This window comes from Streptomyces kaniharaensis (genome assembly GCF_009569385.1).
In the GTDB taxonomy this organism is placed as follows: Bacteria; Actinomycetota; Actinomycetes; order Streptomycetales; family Streptomycetaceae; genus Kitasatospora; species Kitasatospora kaniharaensis.
In genome coordinates, this window is record NZ_WBOF01000001.1 from 23,489 (window position 1) to 44,695 (window position 21,207).

Sequence of the window (21,207 nt, forward strand, 5' to 3'; positions counted from 1 at the left end):
CCGGCCGCCGGAAGGCCCCGTCGGCGGGCGTCAGTGCCTTCCCGCCCGGCGGAGCACGCGGTACACCACGACGGGCCGCATGAGCGCCTGGGGAGGGTCGACCAGGCCCGCCGCGCGCAGGAAGGCGGTGGAGAGGTGCCCGTCGTGGGCGGCGGCGGCCTGGAGCCGCGGGAGGTAGAGGTTGCCCATCCGCACCTTGAGGGTGCGCCGGCCCTGGACGCCCGGGAAGCCGAGGTCGCCGCCGACGGCCATGTCCCACGGCGCGTCGATGGCCGCAGCGAGGTCGCGGAAGAAGTCCTGCGGCCGGGGCGGCAGCCCCCGCTCCAGGTGGGTGCGGAGCACGACGGCCTCGGTCGCGGCGACGGTCATGCCCTGGGCGTAGATCGGGTTGAACACGCACGCGGCGTCGCCCATGACGAGCAGGCCGTCGGGGAGGCGGTCCATCCGCTCGTAGCGGTGGCGGACGTTCGCCGGGAAGTGCATCGACACCGGCTCGGTGAGCATGCGTGCGTGCTCGACGGCCGCGTGGATCTCGGGGACGGGCAGCGCCTTCGCGTAGGCGAGGAAGCCCGCGGGGTCGGTGGGCGGGCGCTCGCCGAGCAGGCCGTAGAGCGAGAGGGCGTAGCGGTCGCGCAGCCGGACCAGGGTCGCCCCGCGGGGCCGGCCGGGGCCTGCCACGCAGACCAGCCCGATGCCGTCGCCGATCGGGTCGACCGGCAGCGGGGCGGCGAACTCGGCGGTGGTGTAGGTGAGGTCGATCTTCACGCGTTCCTCGGGCACCTGGGGGTAGCCCAGCTCGTGGAGCCAGCGCGGGGTCCGGGAGCCGCGGCCGGTGGCGTCGACGACCAGGTCGGCGTCCAGGAGTTGCTCGGTGGTGCCGTCGGAGGGCTGGACGCGGACGCCGGTGATCCGGCGGCGGTCCGGTGCGGCGTCGAGGCCGATGATGTCGCAGCGGTCGACCAGGGTGACGTTGTGGAGGGCGAGGACGCGCTCGCGCACCCGGGCCTCCAGCAGCGGACGCTCGGCCGAGACGCACGTCAGCCCGGTCTCGGCCTTGCGGATCATGCGGCCGTTGAAGTACCAGTTCAGGCCGGTGCCGAAGTCGCGGACGGGCACGCCGAGTTCGGCGAGTTCCTTGGTGAGGCCGGGGAAGAGGTCCTCCAGCACCTGCTGGCCCCGGGCGAGCAGGCCGTGGATGTGGCGGCCCTGCGGCACGGTGCGGCGCGGGCCGGCGGAGGGCGTGAGCGCGTCCCGGTCCACCAGGGTGACGCTGCGGTAGGCGTCGGCCAGCAGGCGGGCCGCGAGCAGACCCGCCACGCTCGCGCCGAGCACCACGGCCCGATCCCCGACGAAAACAGCCACCGTGCCCCCTCGTTGGAGCGTCACCGCCGCGAACGTCGTCGCGGCGAACACATGTGGAGCGAACCTCATTCGGAGCGTCCGAATTGCGGCGCATCGAGGCAGCGCCGGCCTGTCGACGGCACCATCATTGACCTCCCGGGAAAAGGCCTCTACTCCCAGATTGCTCATTCGGCCGGCCGCCCCCCGGTCGTCCCTGTTTACCGCCCGGGACCGCTGGTAGCGTCCCCGGGCGGCAGGGACGAAGGGTCGGTGTTCCGTCCGACGAAATGAGGAGGCCCTGAAATGCAGCCATTCCGAATCGCCATTCCGCAGGAGGACCTGGACGACCTCCACCGCCGGCTCGCCGACGTGCGGTGGCCGGCCGAGGTCCCCGGCGTCGGCTGGGCCCGCGGGGTGCCGGTGGAGTACCTCAGGGAGCTGGCCGAGTACTGGCGGACGGGCTTCGACTGGCGGGCCGCGGAGGAGCGGCTCAACCGGTTCCCGCAGTTCCTCACCGAGATCGACGGGGCCACCGTGCACTTCCTGCACGTGCGCTCGCCCGAGCCGGACGCCACCCCGCTGGTCCTCACCCACGGCTGGCCCGGCTCGGTCGCCGAGTACCTGGACGTCATCGAGCTGCTGACGGACCCGCGCAGCCACGGCGGCGACCCGGCGGACGCCTTCCACGTGGTGGTCCCGGCGCCGCCCGGCTTCGGCTTCTCCGGGCCGGCGCCGGAGTCCGGCTGGGACGTCACCCGGATCGCGCGGGCCTGGACGGAGCTGATGCGCCGGCTCGGCTACGAGCGGTACCTGGCCCACGGCGGCGACCTCGGCGTGTGGATCTCGCTGACCGCCGCCGCGCTCGACCCCGAGCACCTGGCCGGCGCGCACGTGAGCTTCCTGCTCACGCCACCCGCGGGCCCGGAGGAGCTGGAGGGCCTCGACGAGGCGGACCTGGCGCGGCTGGCCTACCTGGCGGCGTTCGAGACGACCGGCCGGGCCGGCTACATGAAGATCCAGAGCACCCGCCCGCAGACCCTGGCGTACGGGCTGACCGACTCGCCGGTGGGCCAACTCGCCTGGATCGCCGAGAAGTTCCAGGACTGGACCAGCGGGGACTCGGTCAGCCGGGACCAGCTGCTGACCAACGTCTCGCTCTACTGGCTGACGGCGACGGCCGGTTCGTCGGCGCAGCTGTACTACGAGATGGCCGACCTGCTGCCGGACGCCTCGCGCCCGCCCGTGGTGGCGCCGCCGCTGCCGGTTCCGCTGGCGGTCGCGGCCTTCGCGCACGACGGGAGCCTGCCGATCCGGCGGATCGCCGAGCGGCGGTTCCCGAACATCGTGCAGTGGAGCGAGTTCGCCGAGGGCGGGCACTTCCCGGCGCTGGAGGTGCCGGAGCTGCTGGCGGGCGACCTGCGGTCGTTCGCCCGTGCGGTGCGGGCCCGGCAGAAGGGCGCCGCGACGCCCACCGCCACGCCAGCAACACCGCCCGCGGCGGAGCCCGTCGAAATCCGCTGAAGTTTTTCGGGGCCGGCCGTCCAATCCGCGGTCCTCCCGTTCGTCGGAGTGTCGAACCGCACTCCGACAGCCGAGGAGACGACGTGCCGCACACCCAGGTCGCAGCGCCGGTCCCGCCCTCCGGGGACGGGACCGGCCGGTTCCCCCTCTCCAGCCAGCAGGAGCTGTGGTGCGCCGGTGAGCAGTCCGGGTCCTTCGGGCCCCGGTTCACCGTGACCAAGGCCCTGCGCATCACCGGCCCCGTCGACGTGGCCGCGCTCCAGGGCGCCCTGGACGACGTGGTCGCGCGGCACGAGGTGTTGCGGACGGTGATCGTGCGCGACGCGCGGCCGCCGTACCAGGAGGTGCACCCGCCGTCGCGGGTGCCGCTGCACGTCCGCGACCTGCCGCCGGCCGAGGGGCAGGACCGCGAGCTGATGGCGCAGCACCTGCTCGCCGAGACCGAGTCGGTCGTCCTCCCGGTGGAGGACCTGCCACTGCTGCGGGCCTTCCTGACCCGGTTCGACGACCGCGACGCGGTGCTGGGCCTGGCCAGCCATCACACGGCGGCCGACGGCTGGTCCCTGCAGCTGATCAACCGCGACCTGGCGACGTGCTACGCGGCCCGGACGCGCGGAGCGGAGCCGGAGCTGCCGCAGCTGCGGCAGTACCGCGAGTACACGCAGTGGCAGTCGGAGAACGCGGCCGGGGCCTCGGCGGCCGAGAACCTGGCGTACTGGCGCAAGCGGCTGGACGGCGCGCCGTTCTTCACCCTGCCCACCGACCGGCCGATTCCGCCGGAGCACACCGAGCCGTACGTCGCGCACACCTTCCGCTTCGACACGGCGACGATGGACGCGGTGTCGGCGCTCGGCAGGGCCGCCCGGTGCTCGCGGTTCATGGTGATGCTGGCGGCGTTCTCGGTGCTGGCGCGCCGCATCGGCGGTGTGGACGACCCGGTGGTCAACACGATCGTCCACGGCCGGGGCCGGCCCGAGTACCAGGACACGGTGGGCCCGTTCCTCAACTTCCTGGCCCTGCGGACCGACCTCGCGGACGCCGGAACGTTCCGCGAACTGCTCCTGGCCACCCGCACCACGTGCCTGGAGGCGTACCGGCACGAGGTGCCGATCCAGTGGGTGGAGCAGGCCGTCCCCTCACTCATGGCGCCGATGGCCGACCCGCGCAACTGCGACTTCATCTTCGGGTTCTCCGAGTCGCTGGCGGCCTCCCCCGGCGCCGGGGACCCGTTCCTGATCTCCGAGAGCACGGTGCCGGTCGCCAAGCGCGAGAGCGTGACCGAGCAGATCCCGGGCGGCGCCGCCTGGAACATGGGCGTGACCGCGTCCGGCGAGGTCAGCGGCACGCTGCAGTTCAACCCCGAGGAGTTCGACGCCGGGACCGCGGCCGGGTGGGTGGAGGCGTACCGCAGCATCGTGCTCGGCGTCCTGGCCGACCCGGACCGCGACTGGCGCACCCTCTGACGCCGCTTCCCCGTAGGGCCGAAGGCGCTCCGAAACCCCCCTCACGTATCAGGAGAGGATTCATGACGTCCTACACACTCGAACCGCTGGGCCCCGTCTTCGGCGCCCGGCTCACCGGCCTCGACCTGCGCGAGGAGGTCGACCGGGCGACCGCCGACCGGATCCTCGACGACCTCGTCCGCCACCGCGTGCTCGTCCTGCCCGGCCAGGACCTGAGCCATGCCGACCACGTCCGGTTCAGCCGCCTCTTCGGGCCGCTGGACGTCTACCCGGTCGCCCGGTACGTCGTGCCGGAGCACCCGGAGGTGCTGAAGATCAGCAACATCTTCGAGCACGGCGAGCCGATCGGCCTCTACGACGGCGACAACCAGGAGGAGTGGCACACCGACTACTCCTGGCGGGAGGTGATGAGCCGGGCCTCGCTGCTGTACTCCGCGATCGCCCCGCGGGAGGGCGGCGACACGATCTTCGCGGACTCGACCACCGCCTACGACGAACTGCCCGAGGAGGTCAGGGCACGGATAGCCGGCCTGCGGGCGGTGCACTCCATGGCGCACCTCGTCGACCAGGAGCTGCTCACTAACCCGCACAAGAAGCCGCTCTCCCCGGAGGAGCGCGAGCGCACCCCGGACGTAGCGCAGCCGCTGGTGCGGCGCCACCCCGTCACCGGCCGCAGCTCGCTCCTGCTCGGCAGCATGATCATCAGCGGCGTCGTCGGACTCGACGAGAAGGAGAGCGCCGAGCTGCTCGACGACCTGCACGCGCACGCCACCGCCGAGCGCTACCTCTACCGCCACCACTGGAACGTCGGCGACCTCGTCATCTGGGACAACGACGCGACGATGCACACGCGCACCCCCTGCGACAGCCGCTACCACCACCGGCTGCTCTACCGCACCACCGTGATGTGACGGCCCGTCGCGCCGTTCACCCCTCTTCTCCGCAATCCGTCTCCCTTCCGCCGCGACCAACCGAAAGCGAGCAGCGGAAACGAGCAGCGGAAATCACCGCCGCAACCGGAACCGCATTCTCGAAGATGCGGTCCCGCAGACCTGACCTGGGACAATTCCCGGGGACTGAAAACCCAGGAGGAATACATGGCCGGGGCAATTTCGGAGAGCATCGCGCCGCTGCGCGTCGGCGCCGGCACGGAAATCGCCGCCGCATTTCCGGCGGACGGCACGGAGCCGGACACCGCCGTCCGCTTCGCCCTGATGGAGCGGCTGCACCGCCACTACACGTCCTATCTGGCCGGCGCGGAATCCTTCCTGACCGTCCCGCGGCTGGGCGGGGACCCGCTCACGGCCGCCACCGAGGACGCCTGGCTCCGTTGGGAGGACCGGCAGGTGGACCCGGCGGGGCTGCCGGAGTCCGCCGAGGGCCTGGCGGACTGGTTCGCGGCGTTGCGCTCGCGCCACGTCCAGCCGGCCTTCTGCCGCTACCTCGCCGACGAGGCGACGATCGAGGAGATCGCGCTGTTCTTCCTGGCCGAGGAGCTGGTCGACAGCCGCTTCGACGACCTGGTCGCGCTGGCGCAGATCGGCTCGACGGGCACCAGCAAGCTCACCATGGCCGAGAACTACTGGGACGAGATGGGCGAGGGCAAGCTGGAGCAGATGCACACCCGGCTGTTCGAGCACTCGGCCCGGTACATGCGCGGCCGGCTCGAACTCGGCGGGGTCGACATCTCCGGGCTCGGCGGCACGGAGGTGTACGAGAACGCCAACCTGGTGCTCATGTACGGGGTCCACCGCCACCTGACGCCCCGGCTGCTGGCCGCGATGGGGCTGATGGAGTACACCGCGCCGGTGCGCTTCCAGGCGATGGTCGACGGGTGCAGCCGGCTGGCCGTGCCGGACGACGTCATCCACTACCAGCGCATCCACGTCCACGTGGACGCCGACCACGGCGCCGAGTGGCTGGAGAACGTGCTGATCCCGCTGGCCCACCACTCCCCCGAGGTGCTGCGCGAGATCGGCATGGGCGCGCTGACCCGGGAGCGGGTGGCCAACGCCTACTACGAGAGGGTCTGGCGGCAGATGCGGGCCCTGCGGTGACGCCGTGAAGCCCGAGGACTTCTACCACGACGGCAGCCGGGAGCTGCAACACCGCTTCGGCACCGAGGAGTTGGCCGCACACCTGGCGCGCGCGTACGTGCTCGACGAGCTGGAGGAGGCGCACGCCGAGTGGATCCGCGGGGCCGACGCCGTCTACGTGGCGACGCTCGACCCGCAGGGGTTCCCCGAGTGCTCGTACAAGGGCGGGCTGCCGGGCTTCGTCCGGGTGCCGGACCTGCGGACGCTGGAGATCCCGAGCTACGACGGCAACGGCATGTACCGCACGCTCGGCAACGCCGCGGCCGGGCGGCGGGTCGGACTGCTGTTCCTCTTCCCGGCCCGACGCGCCAAGCTGCGCGTGAACGGCACCTGCGAGGTGCTGGCCGACCCGGCCGCGCTCGCCCCGCACCACGGCGCGGAGGCCGTGCTGCGGGTCGGCGTGACCGCGGTGTTCGAGAACTGCCCGCGCTACCTGCACGACCCGGAGACCGGCGAGCACTCGGCGCACTGCCCCCGCCCCGGCCACCGGCCCCCCGAGCCCGACTGGAAGAAGAAGCCCGAGTACGACGGGCTGCTGCCGGTCCGAGAACCCAGGAGCTGACGCCCATGAGCGGACGACCCGTCATCGACCTGTCACATCCCATCGAGCACGGCATGACCACCTATCCCGGCCTGCCCGGGCCGCTGATCGGCGACCACATGTCCCGCGCCGACTCCCGGCCCCGGTACACCCCGGGCACCGAGTTCCAGATCGGGCGGATCGAGATGGTCGCCAACACCGGCACCTACCTCGACACCCCGTTCCACCGCTACCCGGACGGCGCCGACCTCTCCGGCCTCGACCTCGCCCGGCTCGCCGACGTCCCCGGCGTCCTGGTCGACGCGACGGGCTGCGGCCGGGCCATCGGCCCCGAACTGTTCGGCCGCCACCCCGTCACCGGGCGGGCGGCGCTGGTGCGCACCGGCTGGGACCGGCACTGGGGCACGGAGAAGTACGGCGACCCCGAGCACCCGTTCCTGACCGCCGAGGCGGTGGCCCGGCTGATCGCCGAGGGGGCGGCCCTGGTGGGCATCGACTCGGTCAACATCGACGACATGGCGGACCTGGACCGGCCCGCGCACACCGGGCTGCTCCGCGCGAAGATCCCGATCGTCGAGCACCTGAGCGGCCTGGAGCGCCTGCCGGCGACCGGCTTCCGCTTCCACGCGGCCCCGCCGCCGGTGGTCGGCATGGGCAGCTTCCCCGTCCGGGCCTACGCCGTCGTGGAGTAGACCGGCCGGAACGGTCGGCCGATGTCCATCCGCCGCGGGCCCGTTCGTCGCCTTCGCAGAGAACCGGACGGCCGACGGGCGCACGACGGGCCCGGACGGCGACGGACGCCCCCGAGCGAAGGAGACCGACCATGAAGTACCTGCTGCTGATCTGCGCCGACCAGGACGCCGAGGTCACGCCCGAGGACGAGGCGGGCATGGCGGTCGGGACGGCCGACTGGGTGTCCGAGATGGACGGGCGCGGCGTGCGGCTGGAGGGCAACCGGCTGCGCCCGGCCGGCGACGCCACCTCGGTGCAGGTCCGGGACGGCCGGGTCGTCGTGCTGGACGGGCCGTTCGCCGATGCCGAGGGGCGGATCGCCGGCTTCGACGTCATCGAGTGCGCCGACCTCGACGAGGCGATCGAGGTCGCGGGCAAGCACCCGGTCGCCCGCTTCGGCACCATCGACGTCCGCCCCGTCTGGTAGCCGGGCGCGGCGGCCCGGCCGCGCCGGACGTCCGGCCGTGGAACGACTCCGAACCGATCGAGGAAGGGCCTGAGCAATGACGCACGACGCGGCCGGCACGTCCGGCGACCGACGGGGACCGCTCACCCCCGAGCTCATCGCGCAGTACCACCGGGACGGTTTCCTGCTGCTGCCGCCCGGGTCCCTGGCTGAGGACCTGTTGGACGTGGCGACCGCCGCCCTGCCGGAGGTGCTCACGGAGGACGGCCCGGCCCGGGTCCTGGAGCGGGACGGCCGGACGGTCCGCTCGGTGTACGGGCTGCACCGCTCGCACCCCGGGATCGCCGGGCTGACCAGGCGGGCGGCCCTGCTCGGCGCCGTCCGCCAGCTGCTCGACGGCAGCGACGTGTACGTGCACCAGTCGAAGGTGAACGTCAAGGCACCGTTCGCCGGCGACCAGTGGGAGTGGCACCAGGACTACGTCTACTGGCTGACCGGCGACGGCCTGCCGCGGCCCGACCTGCTGAACGTGGCGGTGTTCCTCGACGAGGTGACCGAGTTCAACGGGCCGCTCACCTTCGTCCCCGGCACGCACACCGCGGGCCTGCTCGCGAGCGTCGACGCGCAGGGGATGCCGCTCGGCTACGAGGACGCGCCGGCCTGGGTGGCGACCCTGACCGCCGACGAGAAGTTCCGGGTGCGCCACTCGGTCATCGAGGAACTCGCCCGCGCCCACGGCATGGTGAGCCCCAAGGGGCCGGCCGGGTCGGTGCTGCTGTTCCACCCGAACATCCTGCACTCGTCGGCCGCGAACATCTCGCCGTTCGGCCGGGCGATGCTGATGTTCGTCTACAACAGCGTCACCAACCGCCCCGAAGTCACCGGGCGGCGGCCGGACTTCCTCGCCGACCCGGAGGCGGTCGCGCTCCAGCCGATCGGGACGCCGGCGGGCAGGTGACGCGATGACGGACGGGACTTCGGTGCTGCGGGGGCCGCGGGTGCCCCACCGCGCGCCGTACGGCATCCCCGGCCTGGTCCGCGACCAGCGGCTGCGCACTCCCGACGCCGTGGCCTGCTCCGACCCGCACCGCTCCCTCACCTACACCGAGCTGGACCTGCTCAGCGACGCGGCGGCGGCGGCCGTGCTGCGGGCGACGGGCGGCCGTCGCGGCGCGGTGGCCGTCCGGATGCCCCGGCAGACCGATCTGCTGGTCGCCCTGCTCGGGATCCTGAAGGCCGGCTGCCACTACGTGCCGATCGCGACCGACGAGCCGGCCGAGCGGGTCGCGGCCATGGTGGACACCGTCCGGCCGCTGTGCACGGTGGTGGCGCAGCGGCAGGAAGCCCTCGCCCCGGACGGCGCACCGGCCGTGACGGTGCCCCGGACGCCGCCCGCCGACGCCTCGCCGCTGCGGGAAGTCGCCCCGGACGACCCGGTCTACGCGCTGTTCACCTCCGGCTCGACGGGCACACCGAAGGCCGTGCTCGTGGGCGCCGCCGCGCTGGCCAACCGGATCCTCTGGATGTCCGGGCGGTTCGGCCTCGACGGCCGCGACCGCGTGCTGCAGAAGACGCCCTCCACCTTCGACGTGGCGGGCTGGGAGTTCTTCCTGCCCGTCGTGACCGGGGCCCGGTGCGTGTTCGCGCCCCCCGACGCCCACTACGACCCGCAAGCGCTCGGGCGCGTCGTCGACGACGAGGGCATCACGGTCTGCCACTTCGTCCCGACCGTGCTGGACGCCCACCTGCGGCTGACCGACGCCCACCACCCCTCGCTGCGGCTGGTGTTCTGCAGCGGGGAGCCGCTGCCACCGGCGCTCGCCGCCCGCTGCGCCGAGCGGTTCGCGGCACGGCTCCACAACCTCTACGGGCCGACCGAGGCCGGCATCGACGTCACCCACTGGCCGGTGCCGCGCGGCCTCACGGCCGACGGTGAGGTCCTCATCGGGGCCCCGATCGACAACGTCGACCTGCGCGTGCTCGGCCCCGGCGGTGAGCCCGTCCCCGACGGCGAGCCGGGCGAGTTGTGGATCGGCGGCGTCCAGGTCGCGCTCGGCTACGTCGGCCGGCCCGATCTGACCGAGGCGGCGTTCGCCGTGCGGGACGGCCGGCGCTGGTACCGGACCGGGGACCTCGTCCGGGCCGAGGGCGGCCTGCTACGTCATCTCGGCCGCACCGACGCCCAGTTGAAGATCCGCGGCGTGCGGATCGAACCCGCCGAGGTGGAGGCCGCGCTCACCACCCACCCGGCGGTCGGTGCCGCCGCGGTCGTCGCGGTCCGCCCGCCCGGCGGCGCCGCGCCCGAGCTGGTCGCCGTGGCCGTCCGGACCCGCGGCCGCGCCGGCGCGGACCACGAGATCCTCGCCCACGTCGCCGACCGGCTGCCGCGGGCCTTCGTGCCGCACACCCTGCGCTGGGTCGAGCGGCTCCCGCTCACCTCCTCCGGCAAGGCCGACCGGCGGCGGATCGGCACCGAGACCGCCCGCTGGTGGGCCTCGGCCGTGGCCGGCCCCGACGAGCCGCTCGACGAGCTCGCCCGCGTCTGGTGGGAGGTGCTCGCCGTCCCGGCCGACCGGCGGCGCGAGGACGTCGGCTTCCTCAGCCTGGGCGGGCACTCGCTGGCCGCCCTCACCCTGCTGGCCCGCGTCGCGCAGCTGTACCGGATCGAGGTGCCGCTGCCGCTGCTGCTGTTGGAGAACCTCACCCTGGCCGGCCTGCGTACCCTGGTGGCCCGCACGCCGCGCGGCCCGCGCCGGCCCGCGTCGGCGGCGCCGGCCGACCACAGCCCGCTGACCCCGGTCCAGGAGCCGCTCTGGCTGCTCAACCGCGCCCTCGCCGACGACTCGGGCAACAACGTCGTCGGGGCACTGCGGATATCCGCCGCCGTCGACGGCGAGGCGCTGCGGGCCGCCGCACGGGACGTGGTGGAGCGCCACGACCTCTTGCGCGCCGCCGTCCAGGCCACCAGCGGCGTACCCCGGTGGTCGTACGCGCCGCACGCCGATCCGCCGATCACCACCCGCACGCTGACCCGACCGTTCGACGAGGCGGCGGTCCGCGGCTTCGTCGCGGAGATCGCCACGCGGGCCGTCCCGCTGGACAGGCCGCCGCTGCTGAACCTCGGCCTGCTGCACGGCCCGGGCGAAGCGCTGCTCGTCCTCTCCCTGCACCACCTGGTGGCAGACCAGCACGCCCTCGAACTCGTGGCGGGGGACCTCGCCGCCGCCTACACTGCCCGGGCCGCAGGCCTCGCCCCCGAGTGGCCGCCCGCCCCGAGCTTCGCCGCCTTCGCGCACGAGCGGGCGGACACCGCCGGCTCGGCCCGCTGGCACGACGACCTCGCCTACTGGGAACGGCTGCTGCGCGACGCGCCCGCCCGCACCCCGCTGCCGTTCCGGCTGACCGGCCCGGCCGCCCCCACACTCGCCGGCCGCCGGGCGACGGCCGTGCTCGGCGCGGACCTCAGCGCCGCCGTCGACGCCCTCCTGATCCGCACCGGCCACACCCGGGCGACGTACGTCCTCGCCTGTGTAACCGCCGTGCTCGCCGCGTGGACGGGCGAGGAGTCCGTCGCCGTGGGCGTGCCGGTGAGCCGGCGGCTGCACCCCGAGGAGCCGGAACTGGTGGGGCCGGTGCTCACCACCGTGCCGCTGTGGCTGGACGCCGGGAAGTACCGGGACCGGGACGAACTGCTCGACCACGTCCGCGAGCGGTCGCTGGAGGCGCTCGGCCACGCCACGCCCACGTTCCAGGCGATCGTGCGCCGTCTCGGCCTGCCGCCCTCGCCCCGGGACAACCCGCTGTTCCAGGTCTGGGTGAACGACCTCAGCCGGGTCGGGCCGGCCCCCGGCTTCGCCGGCACACCCGCGCGGTGGGTGGACGCCGCGCCACCGGCCGCGCTGTTCGACCTCAACTTCTACCTCCGGCACGACGCCTCCGACGGCTACCGCATCGAACTCCTCAGCCGAGAAGGGCTGTTCGATGACGCGGTGGTCGCCGAACTGCTGCGCCAGGTGGTGGAGGTCGCCACCGCGTTCGCCGAGGACCGGCCCCCGTTCGGGCTCCCCGCTCCGACGCCACCCGCGCCCGAGGTCGCGCCTGCGGCGCCCGACGTCCTCGCCCGGATCCGCGCCGTCGCCGCGCGGCACCCGGACGCACTCGCCGTCATCGGCCCCCAACACGCCCTGACATACGTCGAGTTGGTGCGGGCCTGCGAACGGGTGGCCGCCGACGTCACCGCGGCCGGGATCGGCCCGGGGGACGTCCTGGAACTGCGCGCCACCCGCACACCCGGCCTGCCCGCCGCCCTGCTCGGCGCCCGGCAGGCCGGCGCGGCCGTGGCGATCACCGACGCCGGCCTGCCCGGGCCAGCCCTCGCCGAACGGCAGGAACTGCTGCGCCCCAAGGCCGTCCTGACGGTCGACGGCCTCGCGCCCGGCTCGGCCCATGAGCCGCGCCGACTGCCCGGCATCAGCCACGTCCTGTTCACCTCCGGCACCTCCGGCCGCCCGGCCGCGGTCGCCGTGCCGCCGACGGCCCTCGCCGCCACCCTGGACTGGTACGGACGCACCTTCGGCCTCGGCCCGCAGGACCGGATCGCCCTCCTCGGCGGCCTCGGCCACGACCCGCTGCTGCGCGACGTCCTCGCGCCGCTGCTGGCCGGCGGCACCGCGGTCGTCCCACCCGAGTCCGCCTTCACCGCGCCCGACCGGCTGTTCGCGCTGCTGGACGACGAACGGATCACCGTCCTGCACGCCACTCCCGCCCTCCTGGAACTGATCCTCTCCGGCCGCCCCGCCCACGCCACCGCCCGCCTGCCGCACCTGCGCCTGGTCGTCAGCGGCGGCGCCCCGCTCACCGCGGGCCTGGTCCGCTCGCTGCGCACCGTCACGGCGGCGCCCGTGGTGAACGCCTACGGCGCCACCGAGACCCCCCAGCTCGCCTCCGTCTGGCAGCTCGCCGCCGGGCAACTTCCACCCGCCGGACTGCCGGACACGGCCGAACTGCCCGTCGGCACCGGCGCCGGGGCCTCCGACCTGCTGGTGCTGCGCCCGGACGGGACGCCCGCGCCGGTGGGCCACACCGGGGAGGTCGTCGTCAGGTCACCGCACCTCGCCGCGGGGTACCTCGACGCCGCCGGCCGGAGCGACCGCTTCGACGCCGCGGCGGGCACCTACCGCACCGGCGACCGGGGCAGGCGCGACCCGTCCGGCGCCGTCGTCCTGCACGGCCGGCTCGACCGCCAACTGTCCGTCAACGGCTACCGTCTCGACCCCGAACAGGTCGAACGCGCGGCCCTGGACCACCCCGCGGTCCGGCGGGCCGTCGCCGGGCTGACCCCGACCGCCGCCGGGCCGGTGCTGTCGCTGTCCGTCCGCACGGCGCCCGGCGCGACAACCCCGGACAGCGCCGACCTCCGCTCCCACCTGCGCCGCCTGCTGCCCCGGTACGCCGTCCCCACCGAGATCCGCGTCACCACCGGCGAGGCCCCCGGCGACCGGTCCGACCGCTCGAAGGCCGCCGGGGCAGCGGCCCCCGCGCCGGCCCCGGGCACCCCGCAGGACGGACAGCTCGCCGCCCAACTCGCCGGACTGGTACGGGAGATCGTCGGCCTCGACCTCCCGCCGGCGGACAACTTCTTCGACGCCGGGCTGAACTCGATGGCCGTGGTACGGCTGCACGCGCTGCTGTGCGAGCGGCTGGCCACCGCCTTCCCGGTGACCGCGATGTTCGAGCATCCGAACCTCCTCGCGCTGGCCCGGTTCCTCTCCGGCGAGGCCCGCACCGCCCCGCCGCCGGCCCTCCGCGGCGGACCCCCCGGCTCCCCCGCCTCGCCCGTTCGCGAGGCCGAACAGCGCCTGCAGTTGCGCCGGCGCATCCGACACGACCTTCGAAGGCAGGTATGAGCGACCAGACCAGGCACGAACCCGTCGCCGTCGTGGGGATGGCGGGCCGATTCCCCGGAGCCCTCGACATCGGCGGGTTCTGGGCCAACCTCCGCGGCGGTGTCGAGTCCATCCGCTTCCCCTCCGACGAGGAGCTGCTCACGGCCGGCGTCCCGGCCCGGGCGCTCGCCGACCCGCGGTACGTCAAGGCCGTCGCGACCGTGCCGGAGATCGACGGCTTCGACGCCGAGCTGTTCGGGCTCACCCCGCGCGAGGCGCGGATCTGCGACCCGCAGATCCGGCTCTTCCTGGAGTGCGCCCACGCGGCGCTGGAGGACGCCGGTTACGACGCCGAACGGCTCGCGGACGTGGGTGTGTTCGGATCGGCCGGGACGGGCCGCTACCTCGACATCGTCCGGCGCAGCGAGGGCCTCGCCGGGTACGACCGCGCCGGGATGTCGCTGAACAGCTGGAACTCCACCGACTACCTGGCCCCGCTGGTCTCGTACAAGCTCGGCCTGCACGGCCCCAGCCTGGCGGTCGCGTCGGCCTGTTCGAGCCCGCTGGTGGCGCTGCACCTGGCCGCGGCCGCGCTGCGGGCGGGCGAGTGCGAACTCGCCCTGGTCGGCGGGGCGGAGGTCGAGCTGCCGCTGAACCACGGCTACTGGTGGGAGGCCGGCGGGGCGCACAGCCGGGACGGGCACTGCCGGCCGTTCGACCGGGCCGCCACGGGCACGGTGTTCGGCTCCGGGGCCGCGGTGGTGGCGCTCAAGCGGCTCTCGGACGCGGTCGCCGACCGCGACCACGTCCGGGCGGTGATCCGCGCGACGGCCGTCACCAACGACGGCTCCGCCAGGGCCGGTTTCGCCGCACCGAGCGTCTCCGGGCAGTCGGCGGCGATCGCCGAGGCGATGATGCTGGCCGGTGTGGCGCCGCGGGACGTGGCCGTGGTGGAGGCGCACGCCGCCGGCACCGTCCTCGGCGATCCGATCGAGGTGGCCGCCCTCGCCTCGGCGTACCGCTACCTGGGCGCCCGCGGGACCGGCGGCACCGTCCTGACCTCGGTCAAGGGCAACATCGGCCACCTCGGGCACGCCTCCGGGATGGCCTCGCTGATCAAGGTGGTGCTGTCCCTGGAGAACGAGACCGTCCCGCTCACCGCCGGCTTCCGGGAGGCCAACCCGGAGCTGGCGATCGACGACTCGCCGTTCGAGCTGCCGACCGGTCCGACGCCGTGGGCGCGCCGCGCGGAGCGGACCCGCGTCGCCGCCGTCAACTCCTATGGCGTGGGCGGCACCAACGCGCACGTCATCGTCGAGGAGGCGCCCGCGCCAGCACCGGTGCCCTCCGCCGAGGACCGGCCGCGGATCGTCGTGTGGTCGGCGCACACGCCCGAGGCGGCGGGGCGCTACCGCGAGCGGCTGGCCGAGCACTTCGCCTCCGGCACGCGGGACTTCACGGCGAGCGTCGCCACCCTGCAGCACGGCCGCACGCCTCACCCCTACCGCGGCGCGGTGGTCGCGGCGGGGGCACGGGAGACGACCGCGCTGCTGCGCGACCCGCAGGCGGCCGGCCTGCTCACCGCACCGGTCGGCGTCCCGGACAGCCGGATCGTGCTGCTCTTCCCCGGCACGGGGCTCCAGCACACGGGCATGGCCCTCGACCTCTACGAGCGAACTCCCGCCTACGCCACCGCCTTCGACGAGTGCATCGACCTCTTCGAGGCCCACGGGGTGCCGCTGGGCCGGCTCTGGCGGGAGGCCGGCCCCGCCGAGCTCCACGCCCCGGACGTCGCCCAGCCGCTGCTGTTCGCCGTGGAGCACTCGCTGGCCCGCGCCTGGCAGGCGTGGGGCATCCGGCCCGGCGCCGTCGTGGGACACAGCCTCGGCGAGCTCGCCGCGGCCGAGGCCGCGGGCGTGCTGACCCCGGAGGACGCCGTCCGGGCGGTGCTGGCCCGGGCGCGGGCGCTCGCCGGCACGCCGGCCGGCGGCATGCTCGCCGTCGCGGCGTCCGCGGCGGAGGTCGCCCCGCTGCTGCCCGAGGAGGTGCACGTCTCCGTCGTCAACGGCCCCCGCATGGTGGTGGTCGCGGGCCCGCGCGACGCCATGGCCGAGGCCGAGGCCGCGCTGCGGCGGGCGGGACTGAACGTCCGCCCGGTGCCGTTCACCCGTGCCTCCCATGTGCCGCTCGCCGCGCCGGCGGTGCCGCTGTTCGAGGAGGCCCTGCGCGGGCTACGGCTGGCTCCGCCTGCCCTCGACCTCTACTCGTCGGCGGCCGGTGGCCTCGTCACCGCCGCCGAGGCCACCGATCCGGCCTTCTGGGCGCGGCAGTTGGTCCAGCCGGTGCGGTTCGCGGACGCGGTGGACGCGCTCACCGCCACCAAGACGCGGCAGCTGATGATCGAGGCCGGGCCCGGCCGGGCCCTCACCTCCGCCCTGCGACAGCACCCGGCGGTGATCGCGGACCGCCACCGGGTGCTGCCGACCCTGGCCCAGCGCCGCACCGAGCCGCTGGCCGACGTGCACGCGGCGCTCACCGCGATCGCCGGCGTGTGGACGGAGGGCCACGCCATCGACTGGGCGGAGGTCGAGGACCTGTCGGGCGCCGGCCGGGTGCCCGTCCCCGGCTACCCCTACGAGCGCCGCCGGTACTGGGCCGACGCCGCCCCTGCCGACGACCACGAGCAGGACCACGACCACGGCACCGCCGCCGGCTCGCCGTTCGCCCTGCCGGGCTGGCGGGAGCGGCCCCGCGACCCGGGGCCGACCACAGCCGAGCCGGCGCGCACAGCGGTGGCCGTGCTCCCGCCGGACGAGGCCTCGGCGCGCCGGGTCACGGTCGCGCTGCGGGAAGCCGGCCTGCGGGTCGTCCCCCTGACGCCGGGAGAGGCGTACGAGGAACGCGAGGACGGCTTCGTCGTCCGCGTCGGCCAGGCGCGGGACCTCGCCCGTGTCCTCCGTACCCTGCGGGAGCGTGGCGTGGTACCCGGCCTGCTCGTCCACGCCGCCACTGTCGGCCTGCCCGAGGGCGCGCAGCTGCCCGAGCAGCTCACGACGGGCTACGCCGCCGTGTCCGAGCTGCTGCGCCAGGCCGGTGAGGCGGGCCCCCGGCCCGAACTGCTCGTCCTCACCGAACAGGCCGTGGACGTCAGCGGCCAGGACCCGCTGCGGCCGGGCCACGCCGCGCTGACCGCGCTGGTGCGGCCCGCCGCGGACGGTGACGGCGGCACCCGCCTGATCGACCTCGGCCCCACCGTTTCCGACAGGGACCTTGCAGCTGAACTCCGGTGCGACGACGACCGGTTGGTCGCGCTGCGTGGAGGCCGCCGCTGGGTGCCGGCGGAGCACGCGCTGGCGGTGGCCCCGGCCCCGGGCTCCGCGCTGCGCCCCGCCGGGACGTACCTGATCACCGGCGGCACGGGCCGTCTCGGCGGCACGCTGGCCAGGGCGCTGGCCGCCACCGGAATGCGGCCCGTGCTCGTGCTGCTCGGCCGGAAGGCGGCGGCGAAGCCCGAGCTGCTCGCCGAGCTGGAGGCGCTCGGCGCCACCGTCGAGCTCGCCGCCTGCGACGTGACGGACCGGCAGGCGCTCTCGACGCTGCTCGACGACGTCACCAGCCGACACGGCACGGTCCACGGAGTCCTCCACGTCGCGGGGCCCGACAGCCCTGCCGCCGATGTCTTCGGCCCCCGGGTGTTCGGCCTGGCGGCCCTGGCCCGGGCCTTCGCGAGCCGGCCGCCTCTCGACCTGTTCGTGACCGTCACCGGGCACCCGGCCCCACCGGACGACCCCGACCGCGCCGCCGCCGACGCCGTCCTCACCGCCCTGGCCGCCACCGGCGCCCCGGCGGCGGCCCGAACCCTCACCGTCGCCTGGCCGCGACCGGGGCAGCCTGACGACCCGGCCACTGCGCAGCGCGGCGCCGCGCTGCTGCTGGACCTGCTGCACGCACACACGCCGAGCAAGGTGATGATCCGTCAACTGACCGACTGGAGCGCCAAGTCGGCGGCCGAGTCCGTCCCGCCCGACCGGCAGCCCGAAGCCGCCGAGGCCGGGCCGCAGGGCACGGACACCATGGGCCGGCTGCACGAGCTGTGGACGGGCCTGCTGGGCTGGCCCGAGATCGCCCACGACGCGGACTTCTTCGACCTGGGCGGCAACTCCCTCACCGCGGTGGAGCTGGTCACCCGCATCCACCACGAGTTCGGCGTCGATCTCGACATCGCCGCCCTCTTCGACTACCCCACCCTGGACGCCCTGGCGGACCAGATCGACCGGCGGAAGGTGTAGATGACCAGATCCGAGGAGTCGCACCTGGTCCCGTTGGGCACCACGGGCTGGGCCGTGTGGCGCGACGTCGTCCTGCGCAGCACCGGGTTTCCGGCCGACACCGTGCGGCCGCTGGCGGACCCGGCGCTGGCCGCCGCGGCCGACGCCGTGGAAGACACCGCCGTGGACGCCGTGGAAGCCGTGGACGCCTACCGCGCGGAGTACGCGAGGGCCGCGGAGCGCCTGTCCGCGGCGGTCCGCGAGGCCGCGCGGACGCCGCGCTTCCGGGAGGCCGTCGCCTGGCAGAACCCGAAGCTGCTGCGGCTGTGCCTGGACAAGCTCGCGGCCGGCGAGCCCCGCAACGTCCGGGGGCGCAACCACGAGCTCACGGTGGCCGGCTACCTCCAGCGCTACGGCCTGAAGAACGACACCATCGGCTTCGTCGGCCCGGTCGGCTGGGCCCGCTGGACGGGCGACGGCGCGCCGGTGGCGACGGAGGTCGGCCCGGGGTTCCTGGCCCGGCGCACGGTGTACTTCGAGATCTGGGCGATCGACGCCGTCGCGCGGGCGCTGTCGGACGATCCGCGGGTCCGGCCCTGGCTGGCGCCGCGGCTGTTCGCGGCCCACCGCCTGGCGGGGTCGGCCCTGCTGCTGCCGGGGCGGGACCCGGTGCCGCTCACGCCCGCCGAGAGCGAGCTGCTCGCGCTGGTGAACGGGGTCCGCTCGGTGCGGGCGATCGCCGACGAGCTGGCCTGGTCCGAGTTCCCCGAACTCGGTGACCCAACAGCGGTGTTGGCGGCCGTCGAGAGCCTGGTGGAGCGGCAGCTGCTCCGGCTCGACCTGGTCGGCACGATCGAGGCACATCCGGAGCGGACGCTCATCGCCCGGCTGGAGCTGATCCCCGACCCGGAGGTCCGCGCGCATGCGATCGCCATGGTGGACCGGCTCGTGGCCGCTCGCGACGAGGTCGCCGCGGCCGCGGGGGACGACGTGGCGCTGGAGGCGGCGATGGCGCGCCTGGGCGCGTGCTTCGAGGAGATCACCGGTGTCGGCGGCGAGCGCCGCCCGGGCCAGACCTACGCCGGCCGGACGCTGGTCTACGAGGACACCGTCCGCGACGTGCGGGTGGCGCTCGGGCCGGCGCTGCGGGAGCAGCTCGCGGGCCCGCTGACGCTGCTGCTGGACAGCGGGCGTTGGCTGGTCGCGGAGATCGGCCAGGAGTACGAGCGCTACCTGACGGAGGTGTACGAGCGCCGGGTCGCCCAGACCGGCGGCCCGCAGGTGCCGCTGGCCTCGATCCTGAGCCTGGTGACCCCTCAGCTGTACTTCAACGTCCGGAGCCTGTCAAAGCCGGTCCGCCGGGCGGTCGACGAGTTCCAGCGGCGGTGGGCGGACGTCCTGCGGCTGCCGCCGGACGCCCGTCATGTGACGCTGCGCAGCGCGGACATCGCCGGGCGGGTGGCCGAGCTGTTCCCGCCGCGCCCGCTGCCGTGGCCGACCGCCGTACACCACTCGCCGGACTTCATGCTCGCCGCCGCGGACGAGGCGGCGGTCGATCGGGGCGAATTCCTGCTCGTGCTGGGCGAGTTGCACCTGTCGTTCAACACCATGGAGAGCCGGGTCTTCGTCGAGCAGCACGACGATCCGCCGTCGATGCTGGCCGCCGCCGAGGCGGACCTGGGCCGGCGCCGGATCTACGGGATCACCTCCCGGGACGTGCCCGGGGTGAGTTCGCGGGTGGCACCACCGTCGGCGCTGCTCTCCCCCGGGTACACGTACTGGACGATGCATCCCGAGGCCGTGACGCCGCCCGCGCCGATCATTCCGGCGGCCGATCTGGTCGTGGACCGGGAGGGCGAGCGGCTGGTGGTCCGCTCGCGGAGCGGGGACTTCGAGGCGCCGCTGGCCCACGTGGTGGGCGAGCCGCTGGCGGCCGCGGCGATCAACGCGTTCAAGCCGGTCGCGCGGGGCAGCCACAGCCCGCGGATCACCGTCGACCGGCTGGTGGTCGCCCGCGAGTCGTGGACCTTCCCGGCCGGCGAACTCGCCTGGGCCGCGGTGCGGTCGGAGCCGGACCGCTTCCTCGCCGCCCGGCGCTGGCGGCTGGCGCACGGCCTGCCCGAGCGCGCGTTCTACAAGGTGCCCGTGGAGGACAAGCCCGCGTTCGTGGACTTCACCAGCCTGGTGCTGGTCAACACGCTCGCCAAGGCCGTCCGCCGTTCGGCCGAGCAGGAGAACGGCGCGGTCACACTCACCGAGATGCTGCCGGACGCGGACGGGCTGTGGCTGCGCGACGCGGAAGGGGCCCGGTACACCTCCGAGTTCCGCGTCCTCGCCGTCGATCTCCCGGCCCGGGATCTCTGACCCGCGGGGTGTCCATCCGGGCGGCCCCCGTTCGTCGTGGGGGTGGTCCGCCCTCCGGGGTGGCCGCGGCAACACCCGTACGAGAGCACGAGAGCTGAGGAGCAGCACATGATCAAGGCCCTGAACGAGATCGAGGTCATCACCCTGTTCGTGGAGGACCTGGCCGCCACGAAGGCCTTCTACCTGGACGTGTTCGGCCTGACCGTGGTCTACCAGGACGGGGAGTCGGCCGTCCTGAAGATGCGGAACCTGATGATCAACCTGCTGGAGGTCGGCGAGGCGCACGGCCTGGTCGCGCCGGCACCGGTCGCCGGCCCGCAGACGGGTGCCCGCGCGCTGCTCACCGTCAACGTCCGGGACGCCGACGCCGTCTGCGCCGAGCTGGAGCAGCACGGCGTGAAGCTCGTCAACGGGCCGGTGGACCAGCCGTGGGGCCGGCGGACGGCCACCTTCGCCGACCCGGCCGGGAACATGTGGGAGATCGCCCAGGAGATCGCCGCGCCGTAACGGCACCGCCGCCCGGCGCCGGCCGAAGTCGCCGGGAAACACCGAGAAGCACCGAGAAGCGCCGAGAACGCCGATGGACCGCG

13 protein-coding genes are annotated in these 21,207 nt (G+C 74.6%); 12 read left to right on the forward strand and 1 reads right to left on the reverse strand.

All coding sequences use genetic code 11. The annotated features are described in order from the left end of the window. Positions 1-30 precede the first annotated feature (30 nt). Complete coding sequence (locus tag F7Q99_RS00105) at positions 31-1,362, reverse strand: FAD-dependent oxidoreductase (RefSeq protein WP_326846086.1); 1,332 nt, start codon at positions 1,360-1,362, stop codon at positions 31-33. 282 nt (positions 1,363-1,644) lie between these two features. Between F7Q99_RS00105 and F7Q99_RS00110 the strand changes: the two genes are divergently transcribed. From F7Q99_RS00110 to F7Q99_RS00165, 12 genes are all read left to right on the forward strand, one after another. After that, positions 1,645-2,862: an epoxide hydrolase family protein gene (locus F7Q99_RS00110; protein WP_153459505.1), complete on the forward strand. Its 1,218-nt coding sequence runs from the start codon at positions 1,645-1,647 to the stop codon at positions 2,860-2,862. An 83-nt stretch (positions 2,863-2,945) separates the two neighbouring features. Further along, positions 2,946-4,325, forward strand: coding sequence for a condensation domain-containing protein (locus F7Q99_RS00115; RefSeq protein ID WP_195910960.1), 1,380 nt, complete (start codon positions 2,946-2,948; stop codon positions 4,323-4,325). Positions 4,326-4,387: 62 nt separating this feature from the next. Then, complete coding sequence (locus F7Q99_RS00120) at positions 4,388-5,236, forward strand: TauD/TfdA dioxygenase family protein (RefSeq protein WP_153459507.1); 849 nt, start codon at positions 4,388-4,390, stop codon at positions 5,234-5,236. A gap of 186 nt (positions 5,237-5,422) precedes the next feature. After that, positions 5,423-6,382 (forward strand): iron-containing redox enzyme family protein, encoded by a 960-nt coding sequence (locus F7Q99_RS00125; protein ID WP_153459508.1) that lies wholly within the window; start codon positions 5,423-5,425, stop codon positions 6,380-6,382. A gap of 4 nt (positions 6,383-6,386) precedes the next feature. Next, positions 6,387-6,983, forward strand: coding sequence for a pyridoxamine 5'-phosphate oxidase family protein (locus F7Q99_RS00130; RefSeq protein WP_326846087.1), 597 nt, complete (start codon positions 6,387-6,389; stop codon positions 6,981-6,983). Positions 6,984-6,988: 5 nt separating this feature from the next. Next, positions 6,989-7,654: a cyclase family protein gene (locus tag F7Q99_RS00135; RefSeq protein ID WP_153459509.1), complete on the forward strand. Its 666-nt coding sequence runs from the start codon at positions 6,989-6,991 to the stop codon at positions 7,652-7,654. A 131-nt stretch (positions 7,655-7,785) separates the two neighbouring features. Continuing rightward, entirely contained in the window at positions 7,786-8,121 is a 336-nt protein-coding gene (locus F7Q99_RS00140; protein WP_153459510.1) for a YciI family protein, read from the forward strand. Between the two features lie 76 nt (positions 8,122-8,197). Beyond that, positions 8,198-9,058 (forward strand): phytanoyl-CoA dioxygenase family protein, encoded by an 861-nt coding sequence (locus tag F7Q99_RS00145; RefSeq protein WP_153459511.1) that lies wholly within the window; start codon positions 8,198-8,200, stop codon positions 9,056-9,058. 4 nt (positions 9,059-9,062) lie between these two features. Next, the gene (locus tag F7Q99_RS00150; RefSeq protein ID WP_153459512.1) at positions 9,063-14,006 is read left to right on the forward strand and encodes a non-ribosomal peptide synthetase; all 4,944 of its coding nucleotides are present in this window, start codon (positions 9,063-9,065) and stop codon (positions 14,004-14,006) included. Next, on the forward strand, positions 14,003-18,274 hold the full coding sequence (locus F7Q99_RS00155; RefSeq protein WP_153459513.1) for a type I polyketide synthase: 4,272 nt from the start codon (positions 14,003-14,005) through the stop codon (positions 18,272-18,274). The genes F7Q99_RS00150 and F7Q99_RS00155 overlap by 4 nt, the downstream gene beginning before the upstream one ends. Further along, positions 18,275-20,617 carry a lantibiotic dehydratase gene (locus tag F7Q99_RS00160; RefSeq protein WP_153459514.1) on the forward strand — a complete coding sequence of 781 codons (2,343 nt, stop codon included), beginning with the start codon at positions 18,275-18,277 and terminating at the stop codon, positions 20,615-20,617. 108 nt (positions 20,618-20,725) lie between these two features. Beyond that, on the forward strand, positions 20,726-21,124 hold the full coding sequence (locus F7Q99_RS00165) for a VOC family protein (RefSeq protein ID WP_153459515.1): 399 nt from the start codon (positions 20,726-20,728) through the stop codon (positions 21,122-21,124). Positions 21,125-21,207: the final 83 nt, after the last annotated feature.

Bases quoted from the DNA above. Each gene is read 5' to 3' on its own strand.
- F7Q99_RS00155 (WP_153459513.1), top strand. From the start codon at position 14,003: ATGAGCGACCAGACCAGGCACGAACCCGTCGCCGTCGTGGGGATGGCG.
- F7Q99_RS00145 (WP_153459511.1), top strand. From the start codon at position 8,198: ATGACGCACGACGCGGCCGGCACGTCCGGCGACCGACGGGGACCGCTC.
- F7Q99_RS00125 (WP_153459508.1), top strand. From the start codon at position 5,423: ATGGCCGGGGCAATTTCGGAGAGCATCGCGCCGCTGCGCGTCGGCGCC.
- F7Q99_RS00150 (WP_153459512.1), top strand. From the start codon at position 9,063: ATGACGGACGGGACTTCGGTGCTGCGGGGGCCGCGGGTGCCCCACCGC.
- F7Q99_RS00110 (WP_153459505.1), top strand. From the start codon at position 1,645: ATGCAGCCATTCCGAATCGCCATTCCGCAGGAGGACCTGGACGACCTC.
- F7Q99_RS00120 (WP_153459507.1), top strand. From the start codon at position 4,388: ATGACGTCCTACACACTCGAACCGCTGGGCCCCGTCTTCGGCGCCCGG.
- F7Q99_RS00135 (WP_153459509.1), top strand. From the start codon at position 6,989: ATGAGCGGACGACCCGTCATCGACCTGTCACATCCCATCGAGCACGGC.
- F7Q99_RS00160 (WP_153459514.1), top strand. From the start codon at position 18,275: ATGACCAGATCCGAGGAGTCGCACCTGGTCCCGTTGGGCACCACGGGC.
- F7Q99_RS00165 (WP_153459515.1), top strand. From the start codon at position 20,726: ATGATCAAGGCCCTGAACGAGATCGAGGTCATCACCCTGTTCGTGGAG.
- F7Q99_RS00140 (WP_153459510.1), top strand. From the start codon at position 7,786: ATGAAGTACCTGCTGCTGATCTGCGCCGACCAGGACGCCGAGGTCACG.